The organism is Streptomyces coffeae, assembly GCF_016741875.1.
Taxonomy (GTDB): Bacteria; Actinomycetota; Actinomycetes; order Streptomycetales; family Streptomycetaceae; genus Streptomyces; species Streptomyces coffeae.
Genome location: NZ_JAERRF010000003.1, coordinates 220,042 through 232,553, shown reverse-complemented (window position 1 = coordinate 232,553; position 12,512 = coordinate 220,042). Strand labels below are relative to the sequence as shown.

Below are 12,512 nucleotides of genomic sequence, written 5' to 3'. Positions count from 1 at the left end.
TGGCGCACCCCGGGAAATGGCCCATGATCCGCGCCTCCCAGTGGCCCCTGACGGTGGTCCGGCCGGCTTCTAACCTGGGAACGGTCAGCGATCGTCCCCTACCGGAGAGAGCCGTCCCATGCGCGTTTTTGTCGCCGGTGCCACCGGCGCCGTCGGCCGGCTTCTGGTCCCCCTGCTCCTGAAGGCGGGCCACCAGGTCACCGGAACCACCCGTACCGCCGAGGGCGTCGAGCGGTTGCGGGCTCAGGGAGCGCAGGCCGTACGGCTCGATGTCTTCGACGCCGAGGCGGTGCGCCGGGCGGTCGCGGAGGCCGCCCCGGACGCCGTGGTCCACCAGCTGACGGCCCTGGCGGAGGCCGACACCGCCGAGAACGGCCGGATCCGCAGGGAGGGCACCCGCCATCTCGTCGACGCCGCGCGGAGCGCGGGGGTGCGCCGGATCGTCGCCCAGTCGATCTCCTGGGCCTACGCGCCCGGGGACGCCCCGGCGGACGAGCGCACCCCGCTGGACCCGGTGGCGTCGGGGCGGCGGGCTTCGATGGTGGGAAGTCTGCGGGCCCTGGAGGAGGCCGTGGCCGAGGCCGGGACGCATGTGGTGCTGCGCTACGGCACCTTCTACGGGCCGGGCACCTGGTATGCGCCCGGTGGCCCGCTGGAGGCCGTGCTGCGCGGCCGGGAAGCGGGCGATCCGGCGGCGGCACTGGTGGGCGGGGTGGTCGCGGGGGACGCGGTGAGCTCGTTCGTCCATGTGGAGGACGCCGCCCGTGCAGCGGTCGCCGCGCTGGGCTGGCCGAGCGGGCCGGTCAATGTGGTGGACGACGAACCGGCGGCGGCCCGGGAGTGGCTGCCCGCTTTCGCCGCCGCGGTGGGTGCGCCCGCCCCGGCGCCGGTGGCCGGGCGCGGCCGGGCGGGCTGGGAGCGGGGTGCCGACAACGCGCTGGCCCGCCGTCTGGGCTGGAAGCCGGTCCACCCGAGCTGGCGGACCGGCTTCGCCGCGATATGAGGCCGTCGGGCCGGTGAACGGCCCTCAGGCGGTGCGGATCAGTCGTCCGGCATACCGGTGGAGACGGTCAGCTCGATGGTGTCCGTGTCCGGGTCGTACGGCTCGGAGTTCCGGTACGTGTAGTTGAGGACGGTGCCCTTGCCCCAGAGGTTCTCGTCCTCGGTGGTGACGCGGTACTTCCAACCCGCCTTCTGAATGCACTTCTTGACGGAGTCGATGTACTTGTTCTGGAAGTCCGGCACCGAGTAGGTGCCCTTGTCGTCGCTGTGCTCGTACGCGTCCGTGCATTCTTCGGGGTCGATGGTCATGTTCTTGTTGCCCATCCGGAAGCCCGCGGGGGTCGCGGTGGGCTTCTTGGTGGGCTTCTTGCTCTCGTCGTCCTCCGAGCCACCGCCCCCGCTGAGCGCGATCACCACGACCAGGCCGATCACCGCGATCGCCGCGACGACCGCGGAACCGATGATCACGCGCTTGTTGCTGCCGCCGCCGCCCCCGTTGGAGGGCGCCGGGGACGGGGAGGGCGAGATGTTGTACGGCGGCGGGGTGGAGGGACCGCCGGTGTAGGCGGCCGTCGGGGTCTGCGGGGTCTGGTAGCCCTGCTGGCCCACCGCCTGGGTGGGCGGCGGGGTGGACGGGCCGAAGGCGCCGAACTGGCCGGTGGGCTGCGGCGGCTGGTACGGCGTCTGGACACCGCCCTGGCCCGCGGTGGCGGCCTGCTGCTGGTCGACGGGCGGGAAGACCGCCGAGCCGACACCGGAGCCGCTGCGGGCCGGCGGGCCACCGCTGATGATGATCGGCGAGGCGCCGGTCTGGCCGGTGCGGGAGACCCGGGAGCACTCGTCGCGCATCGCCTCGGCGGTGGGGAAGCGCTCGTTCGGGTTCTTCTTCAGCGCGCGGGCGACCAGCGCGTCCACCGCCGGGGGGATGGACTGGTTGATCGTGGACGGCGCGACCGGCTCCTCCTGGACATGCGCGTAGGCGATGGCCAGCGGGGAGTCCGCGTCGAAGGGCAGCCGCCCGGTCAGCAGCTCGAAGAGCATGATGCCGACCGAGTACAGGTCGCTGCGGGCGTCCACGCCGCGGCCGAGCGCCTGCTCGGGGGAGAGGTACTGCGGGGTGCCCACGACCATGCCGGTCTGGGTCATGGAGGTCACACCGGACTGCATGGCGCGGGCGATGCCGAAGTCCATGACTTTGACCACATTACGCTTGGTCATCATCACGTTACCGGGCTTGATGTCCCGGTGGACCAGGCCCATTTCGTGGCTGATCTCCAGGGCCGCCAGGACATCGGCGGTGATTTTGAGTGCCTTTTCGGTCGGCATCGCGCCGTATTGGTGGACATCGGCGTCCAGAACCGAGCGCAACGGGTGGCCCTCGACGTACTCCATGACGATGTACGGCATCAGCGAGCCGTCGATGGAGTCCTCGCCCGTATCGAATACCGAGACGATGTTGGTGTGCGTGAGCTTCGCAACAGACTGCGCCTCGCGGCGAAAACGCTCCCTGAAGGACTGCTCGCGCCCCAGCTCGGTGTGGAGGGTCTTGATGGCGACCTGACGGTCCAGCACCGTGTCGTAGGCCAGGTGCACGGAGGCCATGCCGCCTTCGCCCAGCAGGTCACGGAGTTCGTAGCGGCCGTTCGCCAGGGACTGTCCCTGGTACCGGCCTGGTGCGCCCTGCTGGCTCATTTCCTACATCCCCCTTGGCGCACTCACTGCTCTGACGCGCACGTTTCAACGCATTGATCTTCAAGTTCTGGATATCGTGGCCAAGTCTGCCCCAGGCCACGGACACGTCAAGCCGCGTGCCCGTTCCGTAACCGGATGCGCAAGAACCCGTCACGCGATTTGCATCGCTTCATCGTCAACGGGTTTGATGGCCGGTCCATCACCAACCGATGCGCGGCTCGAAGGCTGTAGCGTGCCTAGCAGGAACCGTACCGCCCGCGGGCGGGGCGATGTCGACCAGACCCCCACCGAGAACGAGACGGCGAGGACCGATGGCACAGACCCAGAGCGCCCAGGGGCCTTCCGAGCCTGATGCCAGCGGGGCCGGAATGTCCGACTCGCCGGAGATGTGGGGTAATAGCGGCCTTGTTGGCGATGGCCGATATCGCCTTACCCGCCGCCTCGGCCGCGGTGGTATGGCCGAGGTGTTCGGCGCCGAGGACCTCCGGCTCGGCCGGACGGTCGCGGTGAAGCTGCTCCGCGCCGACCTGGCCGAGGACCCCGTCTCCAAGGCCCGCTTCACCCGTGAGGCGCAGTCGGTCGCCGGGCTGAACCACCACGCGGTGGTCGCGGTCTACGACTCCGGCGAGGACGTCGTCGGCCAGAGCACCGTGCCGTACATCGTCATGGAGCTGGTCGAGGGCCGGACCATCCGCGATCTGCTGCTCAACGCCGAGGCACCGCCGCCCGACCAGGCGCTGATCATCGTCTCCGGGGTGCTGGAGGCGCTCGCCTACAGCCATCAGCACGGCATCGTGCACCGGGACATCAAGCCCGCGAACGTGATCATCACCCACAGCGGCGCCGTCAAGGTGATGGACTTCGGCATCGCCCGCGCGCTGCACGGCGCGCAGTCCACGATGACCCAGACCGGCATGGTCATGGGCACCCCGCAGTACCTCTCCCCGGAGCAGGCCCTCGGCAAGGCCGTGGACCACCGCTCCGATCTGTACGCCACCGGCTGTCTGCTCTATGAGCTGCTGGCGCTGCGCCCGCCCTTCACCGGCGAGACTCCGCTGTCCGTCGTCTATCAGCACGTCCAGGACACCCCGGTGCCGCCGTCGGAGGTCTCCGGCGGTACGGTGCCGCCGGAGCTCGACGGCCTGGTGATGCGCTCCCTCGCCAAGGACCCGGACGACCGGTTCCAGAGCGCCGAGGAGATGCGCGGGCTGGTGCAGTACGCGCTCCAGATGCTGCACGAGGCCGGCGGCCACAGCGGGATGTGGAACACCGGCCCGGTCACCCAGCACCTGGGCGGCTCCACCCCCGCCATGGGCATGCCCGGCGTCGCGGGAACCACCGCACTGCCGCACCCCGGCCACGGCGACACCTCCCAGCAGCCGATCATCCCCACCCGTGGAGGCGGTGACGACGACGGCTACGGCGGTGGTTACGACAACGGCTCCGGCGGACGCCGCAAGGGCCGCGGCAAGGTGTGGCTGATCGCCGCGCTCGCGGTGATCGCCATCCTGGCCGGTGTCGCCTTCGCCCTCCAGGCCGGGAAGAAGGGCGGCGGGGACGGGCCGGACAAGGCCCCGGCGACCGAGCAGCAGAAGGAGACCTCGCGCCCGAGCGACAAGCCGACCAAGGAGACGACCGACCCCACGCCGTCCGACGAGAACACCGAGGACCAGGACCAGGACTTGCCTCCGAGTCAGCAGCCGACGCCCTCGTACTCGGACGACTACCCCACGGACAGGCCGACCGGGGAGCCGACGGAGGAGCCCACCGGCGAGCCGACCGACGGGGAGACCACGCCCGGTGACGAGGAGACCACTCCGCCGACGGAGGAGCCCACCGAGGAGCCGACCACGCCGGACGTGCCGACGGACGACCCCACCGGCGCGGCGGGGGGCTGATCCGCTCACGGGACATCACGGACGGCCGGGGCCCGGTGCCCCGGCCGTCCGCTGTGTCCGGCCCGGTGCCGGCGGCCCGTCGGTCGGCCCGGTGTCAGTCGGCCCCGTCGGTCGGCCCCGTCAGTCGCAGAAGGCGTCCCGGACCGCTTCGTACTCCCGGGTCCACCACACCACCAGCGCCGCGGCGGCCGGGAACTGGTGATCGGCGCGCCGGTCCCCGCGCTGATAGCGCCAGCGCAGCATCCAGAAGTCATTGAGCCGCTCCCACCACACCCGGTGGACCGCCGCGGCCATCTCGGCGGCCCCCGCGCCCGCCGTGCAGCGGTAGGCCCGCGCATAGGAGCGGATCTTGGGGAGCTCCAGGGTGCCCCCGGGGCGCACAAAGAAGATCGCGGCGGCGCGCACCGCCTCCTCGGCGCGCGGCTGCACCCCTAAGCGGTCCCAGTCGACGATGGCCGCCGGTTCCGTATCGCGGTAGAGCAGATTCAGCGGGTGGAAGTCGCCATGGACCCAGCCCGTGGCCGGTACCGCGTCCGCCTCCGGCCGCCGGTGGGCGTACCGCTCGACCAGGGTCCGCCGCTCGGCCAGCCGGTGTTCGGCGAGCTCGTCGAAGGTGTCGCGCGGGCGATGGCCGCGGACCAGCGCCAGCAGTTCGTCGATGACGAAAAGGGTGTCCTCGGGAGCGGCCGAGGGGTCCTCCGGGGGCTGCCGGTCGTGCGTACGCGCCCGCATCACCCGCTCCAGACCGGTGTGCACCACCCCGAGCAGTCCGCCCAGCCGCCAGCACTGGGGGGCGGTCAGCTCACCGCCGTCCCGGTGCCGCCCGTCCACCCAGGGGTGCAGGGCGTAGCAGCGCCCGCCGATGACCGCGACGGTGCGCCCGTGGGCGTCGGGGACGGGCGGGGCGACGGGCAGCCCGAGCGCCTCCAGCCGCTGGGTCGCCCGGTGCTGGCGGGTGATGGCGGCGCGGTCGCCGTCGAGGTGGTGCTTGAGGAAGAACCGGCCGCGGGTGGTGGCCAGGTGGTAGCCGCGGTTGAGCAGTCCCTGGGTGAGCGGGCGGCAGGACAGCGCCTCACCGGTGCAGTCGTAGCGGCGGAGCAGGGCGCTCAGGGTTTCCCCGTCGGGAGCGGCCTCGGCGGAGGGGACATGTGAGCGCGGCACTTGCCAGATGTTAGATCACGCGGCGTCACCGACCGGGCGCGCGGTGGTGCGCGGGGGCGGGTCGGTGCGGTGGGGGGTGGGCGGGGAGCCCGGTGCCTCCGGGGCGCCTCAGTGCTTCTGGGTCTCGGCCTGCATCCGGGCCACATACGCCGCGGCCTGCGAGCGGCGCTCCATGCCCAGCTTGGAGAGCAGACTGGAGACATAGTTCTTGATCGTCTTCTCGGCGAGATGGAGCCGCTCGCCGATCGCCCGGTTGGTCAGCCCCTCCCCTATCAGCAGCAGGATCCGGCGCTCCTGTTCGGTGAGCGAGGCCAGCCGGGGGTCGGGTTTGGCGACACCGCCGCGCAGCCGGTCCAGGACCCGGGCGGCGGCCACCGGGTCCAGCAGGGAGCGGCCCGCCGCCACGTCGCGCACCGCGGCGAGCAGTTCACCGCCCCGGATGTCCTTCAGCACATAGCCCGAGGCGCCCGCCATGATGGCGTCGAAGAGCGCCTCGTCGTCGGCGAAGGAGGTGAGCATCATGCAGTGGACGGACTCGTCGCGCGAGCGGATCTCCCGGCAGACCTCGACCCCGCTGCGGTCCGGCAGGCGAACGTCGAGCACGGCGACATCGGGACGGGTGGCCGTGATCCGGGCCAGCGCGTCGGCCGCGGTGCCCGCCTCGCCGACCACTTCCATGTCCGGCTCGCTCGCGAGGAGCTCTCGGACACCGCGCCGTACGACTTCATGGTCGTCGAGTAGGAAAATCCTGATTTTTCCTTCATCGCGCACGGATCTAGTCTCACACACCAACTCTTCCCGTGCCTTTGTCCAGCGGGATACCGTGCGCTTGTCCGGCGGACTGCGGGGCTGTGACCAGTGGATGTGTCCCCATCGGCGCGATTTACTTGGAAATCCAAGCAAAATTGCAGGTCAAGTGGGGTTTCGCAGACATGCGACGCACTGGGTAACGTGCCTTTTGCAGGGCCAGCCGCCGGGAAACCTGTCACGCCCGGCCGGGCTTCGACGCACCCACCCCGTGCGCCGTCGCCCTGGACGGGCGAGCCGCAACTGGCCGCCGGCGGATCCCGGAGGCCGGACAGACGGAGGAGCAACGTGACCGTGGAGAGCACTGCCGCGCGCAAGCCGCGCCGCAGCGGAGCCAAGCGCACGAGCGCGGGGAACGCCAAGAAGCAGGCGGCGGGCCAGACCGATCTCGTACAGCTGCTGACCCCCGAGGGCGAGCGGGTGGAGCACCCCGAGTACTCGATCGACCCCACCCCCGACGAGCTGCGTGGCCTGTACCGCGACATGGTGCTCACGCGCCGGTTCGACGGCGAGGCCACCACCCTCCAGCGCCAGGGCGAGCTGGGCCTGTGGGCCTCGCTGCTGGGCCAGGAGGCGGCGCAGATCGGTTCCGGCCGTGCGCTCCAGGACTCCGACTACGTCTTTCCCACGTATCGCGAACACGGTGTGGCCTGGTGCCGGGGTGTCGACCCGACCAATCTGCTGGGGATGTTCCGCGGGGTGAACCACGGCGGATGGGATCCCAACAGCAACAATTTCCACCTCTACACCATTGTCATCGGCTCGCAGACGCTGCACGCCACCGGCTATGCGATGGGTGTCGCCAAGGACGGCGCGGACACCGCGGTGATCGCCTACTTCGGTGACGGCGCCTCCAGCCAGGGCGATGTCGCCGAATCCTTCACCTTTTCCGCGGTCTACAACGCTCCGGTCGTCTTCTTCTGCCAGAACAACCAGTGGGCCATCTCCGAGCCCACCGAGCGCCAGACCCGGGTGCCGCTCTACCAGCGCGCCCAGGGCTTCGGCTTCCCCGGTGTCCGGGTGGACGGCAATGACGTACTGGCCTGCCTCGCCGTTACCAAGGCCGCGCTGGAGCGGGCGCGCACCGGCCAGGGCCCGATGCTCATCGAGGCGTTCACCTACCGCATGGGTGCCCACACCACCTCCGACGACCCGACGCGCTACCGCTCGGCCGAGGAGCGCGAACTGTGGGAGACCAAGGACCCGATCCTGCGGCTGCGCACCTATCTGACCAAGCAGGGGCTGGCCGACGAGGAGTTCTTCGCCGGCCTCGAGCGGGAGAGCGACGCGCTGGCCAAGCGGGTCCGTGACGCCGTACGGGCCATGCCCGACCCCGAGGACATGGCGCTGTTCGAGCACATCTACGCCGACGGCCACGCCCTCGTCGACGAGGAGCGAGCCCAGTTCGCCGCGTACCAGGCTTCGTTCGTCACCGCTGAGGAAGGCATCTGACATGGCAGCCGAGAAGATGTCGCTCTCCAAGGCGATCAACGCGTCGCTGCGCACGGCGCTCGAGAACGACCCCAAGGTCCTCATCATGGGTGAGGACGTCGGCAAGCTGGGAGGCGTCTTCCGGGTCACCGACGGGCTCCAGAAGGACTTCGGCGACGACCGGGTGATCGACACCCCGCTCGCCGAGTCCGGCATCGTGGGCACCGCGATCGGGCTGGCGCTGCGCGGCTACCGCCCGGTGGTGGAGATCCAGTTCGACGGCTTCGTCTTCCCCGCCTACGACCAGATCGTCACCCAGCTCGCCAAGATGCACGCGCGTTCGCTCGGCAAGGTCAAGCTGCCGGTGGTCATCCGCATTCCGTACGGCGGCGGCATCGGCGCGGTGGAGCACCACAGCGAGTCGCCCGAGGCGCTGTTCGCCCATGTCGCCGGGTTGAAGGTGATCTCGCCGTCCAACGCCTCCGACGCCTACTGGATGCTCCAGCAGGCCATCGGCAGCGACGACCCGGTGATCTACTTCGAGCCCAAGCGCCGCTACCACGACAAGTCCGAGGTCGACACCTCGGCGATCCCCGCCCCCCTGCACGCCGCCCGGGTGGCGCGGCCGGGCACCGACCTCACCTTGGCGGCCTACGGCCCGATGGTGAAGGTGTGCCTGGACGCCGCCGCGGCCGCCGCCGAGGAGGGCAAGTCGGTCGAGGTCGTGGATCTGCGGTCGATGTCCCCGATCGACTTCGACACCCTCCAGGGCTGTGTCGAGCGGACCGGCCGGCTGGTCGTGGTCCATGAGGCACCGGTCTTTCTGGGCACTGGCTCGGAGATCGCAGCACGGATCACCGAGAGGTGCTTCTATCACCTTGAGGCCCCGGTGTTGCGGGTCGGCGGCTTCCACGCGCCGTACCCGCCGTCGCGGCTCGAGGACGAGTACCTGCCGGGGCTTGACCGGGTGCTCGACGCCGTAGACCGTGCGTTGGCGTACTGAAGGGCTTGAGGAGATCGTGACGATGACCGCAGTCGAACAGCGCTTCCGTGAGTTCAAGATGCCCGACGTGGGCGAGGGGCTCACCGAGGCCGAGATCCTCAAGTGGTTCGTGGCCCCGGGTGACACCGTCAGCGACGGCCAGGTGGTGTGCGAGGTCGAGACCGCCAAGGCCGCCGTCGAGCTGCCCATCCCCTTCGACGGGGTGGTGCACGAGCTGCGCTTCGGCGAGGGCACCACGGTGGACGTGGGCACGGTGATCATCTCGGTGGACACCCAGCCGGGCGCCGGTGACGCGCCCGCACCCGCCGCCGCGCCCAAGGCTCCCGAGGCCGCCCCCGAACCCGCCGAGCCCGAGGGCCGCCAGGCCAACCTGGTCGGCTACGGCGCGGCGCCCTCCTCCACCAAGCGCCGTCCGCGCAAGCCGGTGCCGGGCCAGCAGCCGCCGCGCACCGCGCCCGCCCCCGCCGCGCCCAGGGCCGAGGCCCCCGCGCCCGCCCCGGTGGAGACCGGACCCGAGCTCAACGGCCACGGCCCGCGCCCCGGTGCGGCCCGTCCGCTGGCCAAGCCCCCGGTCCGCAAGCTGGCCAAGGACCTGGGCATCGACCTGGCCACGGTCACCCCGACCGGCCCGGACGGGATCATCACCCGCGAGGACGTCCACGCGGCGGCCGAGGCCGTGCCCGCGGCCGAGGCGCCCGCCGTCGTACCCGCGCCCGCCGCCGAGGCCATGCCCCCGGCGGCCCGGGAGCGCCGGGTGCCCATCAAGGGCGTCCGGAAGGCCACCGCGCAGGCCATGGTCAGCAGCGCCTTCACCGCGCCGCATGTGACGGAGTTCGTGACCGTCGACGTCACCCGCACCATGAAGCTGGTCGCCGACCTCAAGCAGGACCCGGACATGGCCGGGGTGCGGGTCAACCCGCTGCTGCTGGTGGCCAAGGCCCTGCTGGTGGCCATCAAGCGCAACCCGGACATCAACGCCTCCTGGGACGAGCGGAACCAGGAGATCGTCTACAAGGACTACGTCAACCTGGGCATCGCGGCGGCCACACCGCGCGGTCTGATCGTCCCGAACATCAAGGACGCGGACGCCAAGACCCTGCCCGAACTGGCGTCCGCCCTCGGCGAGCTGGTCGCCACCGCCCGCGAGGGCAAGACCAGCCCGGCGGCGATGTCCGGCGGTACGGTGACCATCACCAACGTCGGCGTCTTCGGCGTGGACACCGGCACCCCGATCCTCAACCCCGGGGAGTCCGCGATCCTCGCGTTCGGCGCCGTCAAGCTCCAGCCGTGGGTCCACAAGGGCGAGGTGAAGCCGCGCCAGGTGACCACCCTCGCGCTCTCCTTCGACCACCGCCTGGTCGACGGCGAGCTCGGCTCCCGGGTGCTCGCGGATGTCGCGGCGATCCTGGAGCGCCCCAAGCGCCTCATCACCTGGGGCTGATCCCCGCTTTCCGGTCACGGCCCGCCTGCCCCGCGCAGGCGGGCCGTGGCGCGTCCGCATCGCGGACGGGGGATCCTTGTGAATACCTGATGTATCTATGATGTGCTCATCATGAGTCCCACCGATACGGCCACCAAGCCGCCCGCTGCCGCCGAACGCGTCTACACCCATGTCAAGCAGGCTGTTCTCGACCGCCGTTACGAGGGCGGCACCCTGCTGAGCGAGGGCGAACTGGCCGAGGCCGTCGGGGTCTCCCGCACTCCGGTGCGGGAGGCGCTGCTGCGGCTGGAGGCCGAGGGGCTGCTCAAGCTCTATCCCAAGAAGGGCGCCCTGGTGCTGCCCGTCTCCGCCCAGGAGATCGCGGATGTGGTCGAGACCCGGCTGCTGGTCGAGCAGCACGCGGTCGCCAAGGTGGTCCCTGCCGCGGAGCCGCTGCTGCTCCGGCTGGAAGAACTGCTGGAGGAGCAGAAGGGACATGCGGCGGCCGGGGACCTCGCCGCGTTCGCCGTCGCCGACCGCTGCTTCCACGTAGCGATCGTCCGGGCCGCCGGGAACGGCATCCTGGCCCAGCTGTACGACCAGCTGCGGGACCGGCAGCTGCGGATGGGGGTCGCCACCATGCACGCCGAACCGGACCGTATCGCCAAGAACATCACCGAGCACGCCGAGATCCTGACCGCCCTGCGCGCCGGGGACGCGCGCTCGGCCTCCGCCACCGTGCAGCGCCACATCAGCTGGGTCAACAACCTGGCCCGGGGTGAGGCCCGATGACCACCGCCCGATTGCCCGGGGATCCACCCGGAGGGCGCCGCGCCGTCGCCGTCTGGGGCCTCGGCGTCGGCGTCTACTTCATCGCCATCACCTATCGCACCAGCCTCGGGGTGGCGGGCATCGACGCCGCCGAGCGCTTCCACATCAACGCCTCGGCGCTGTCCAGCTTCTCCATCCTCCAGCTGCTGGTCTACGCCGGGATGCAGATACCCGTCGGGCTGCTGGTGGACCGGCTCGGCACCCGGACCGTGCTGGCCCTCGGCGCCACGCTGTTCACCACCGGACAGTTCGCCTTCGCGCTCTCCCACTCGTATCCGATGGCGCTCGCGGCCCGGGCGCTGCTCGGCTGCGGGGACGCGATGACCTTCATCAGCGTGCTGCGGCTGGGGTCGCGCTGGTTCCCCGCCCGCCGCGGGCCGTTGATCGGCCAGATCGCCGCGCTGATCGGCATGGCCGGAAACCTGATCTCCACCCTGGTGATCGCCCAGGCCCTGCACAGCGCGGGCTGGACCCCGACCTTCGCGGGCAGCGCGGTCGGCGGGGTGGTCGTACTCGTCCTGGTGCTGGTGTTCCTCAAGGACCACCCCGAGGGGTACGAGCCCGTCGCCGCGCCGCGCGGCGGCAAGGGCTTCGTCCGCCGTCAGATCGCCACCGCCTGGCGGGAGCCCGGCACCCGGCTGGGCATGTGGGTCCACTTCACGACCCAGTTCCCCGCCATGGTCTTCCTGCTGCTGTGGGGGATGCCGTTCCTGGTCGAGGCCGAGGGGCTGTCCCGCGCCACGGCGGGTGAGCTGCTGACCCTCGTGGTGCTCTCCAACATGGTGATCGGCCTGATCTACGGTCAGGTCATCGCCCGCCACCACGCGGCCCGCGCCCCGCTCGCCCTCGGTACGGTCGGCGCCACCGCCCTGCTGTGGGGCACCGTGCTGGCCTGGCCGTCCGCCCACGCCCCGCTGTGGCTGCTGATCACCCTGTGCGTGGTGCTCGGCTCCTGCGGACCGGCCTCGATGATCGGCTTCGACTTCGCCCGCCCCGCCAATCCGCCCGAGCGGATCGGGACCGCCTCCGGCATCGTCAACATGGGCGGCTTCACGGCCTCCATGACCACGCTGCTGGCCGTCGGGGTGCTGCTCGACCTGACCGGTGACAACTACCGGATCGCCTTCGCCTCGGTCTTCGTCCTCCAGACGCTGGGCGTCTCCCAGGTGCTGCGGCTGCGCGGGCGCGCGCACCGCCGGGAGCGCGAACGCGTCGTCGCGAGCCGCGTCGAGGCGGTGCACGTACCGGCGTGAACCCCGCCGTCCGC

10 protein-coding genes are annotated in these 12,512 nt (G+C 71.1%); 7 read left to right on the top strand and 3 right to left on the bottom strand.

The features are described 5' to 3' along the window. The first annotated feature begins 118 nt into the window (after nt 1-118). Complete coding sequence (locus tag JK363_RS05710) at nt 119-1,003, top strand: NAD-dependent epimerase/dehydratase family protein (protein ID WP_201872065.1); 885 nt, start codon at nt 119-121, stop codon at nt 1,001-1,003. 38 nt (nt 1,004-1,041) lie between these two features. On the opposite strand, the gene JK363_RS05705 is transcribed toward JK363_RS05710, so the two are convergent. Beyond that, on the bottom strand, nt 1,042-2,694 hold the full coding sequence (locus tag JK363_RS05705) for a protein kinase domain-containing protein (protein ID WP_201872063.1): 1,653 nt from the start codon (nt 2,692-2,694) through the stop codon (nt 1,042-1,044). 311 nt (nt 2,695-3,005) lie between these two features. Between JK363_RS05705 and JK363_RS05700 the strand changes: the two genes are divergently transcribed. Further along, nucleotides 3,006-4,592 (top strand): protein kinase domain-containing protein, encoded by a 1,587-nt coding sequence (locus JK363_RS05700; protein ID WP_201872061.1) that lies wholly within the window; start codon nt 3,006-3,008, stop codon nt 4,590-4,592. 120 nt (nt 4,593-4,712) lie between these two features. On the opposite strand, the gene JK363_RS05695 is transcribed toward JK363_RS05700, so the two are convergent. Next, the gene (locus JK363_RS05695; RefSeq protein WP_201872060.1) at nt 4,713-5,753 is read right to left on the bottom strand and encodes a phosphotransferase; all 1,041 of its coding nucleotides are present in this window, start codon (nt 5,751-5,753) and stop codon (nt 4,713-4,715) included. Nucleotides 5,754-5,861: 108 nt separating this feature from the next. Next, complete coding sequence (locus tag JK363_RS05690) at nt 5,862-6,524, bottom strand: response regulator (protein WP_201872058.1); 663 nt, start codon at nt 6,522-6,524, stop codon at nt 5,862-5,864. A 324-nt stretch (nt 6,525-6,848) separates the two neighbouring features. Between JK363_RS05690 and pdhA the strand changes: the two genes are divergently transcribed. From pdhA to JK363_RS05665, 5 genes are all read left to right on the top strand, one after another. Further along, on the top strand, nt 6,849-8,012 hold the full coding sequence (gene pdhA / locus JK363_RS05685; protein WP_201872056.1) for a pyruvate dehydrogenase (acetyl-transferring) E1 component subunit alpha: 1,164 nt from the start codon (nt 6,849-6,851) through the stop codon (nt 8,010-8,012). Between the two features lies 1 nt (nt 8,013). Continuing rightward, nucleotides 8,014-8,994, top strand: a complete 981-nt coding sequence (locus tag JK363_RS05680) for an alpha-ketoacid dehydrogenase subunit beta (RefSeq protein WP_201872055.1) — start codon at nt 8,014-8,016, stop codon at nt 8,992-8,994. 22 nt (nt 8,995-9,016) lie between these two features. After that, nucleotides 9,017-10,435 carry a dihydrolipoamide acetyltransferase family protein gene (locus JK363_RS05675; RefSeq protein ID WP_201872054.1) on the top strand — a complete coding sequence of 473 codons (1,419 nt, stop codon included), beginning with the start codon at nt 9,017-9,019 and terminating at the stop codon, nt 10,433-10,435. Nucleotides 10,436-10,546: 111 nt separating this feature from the next. Then, nucleotides 10,547-11,206, top strand: coding sequence for a GntR family transcriptional regulator (locus JK363_RS05670; RefSeq protein WP_201872053.1), 660 nt, complete (start codon nt 10,547-10,549; stop codon nt 11,204-11,206). Continuing rightward, nucleotides 11,203-12,498 carry an MFS transporter gene (locus JK363_RS05665; protein ID WP_201872052.1) on the top strand — a complete coding sequence of 432 codons (1,296 nt, stop codon included), beginning with the start codon at nt 11,203-11,205 and terminating at the stop codon, nt 12,496-12,498. The genes JK363_RS05670 and JK363_RS05665 overlap by 4 nt, the downstream gene beginning before the upstream one ends. Nucleotides 12,499-12,512 lie beyond the last annotated feature (14 nt).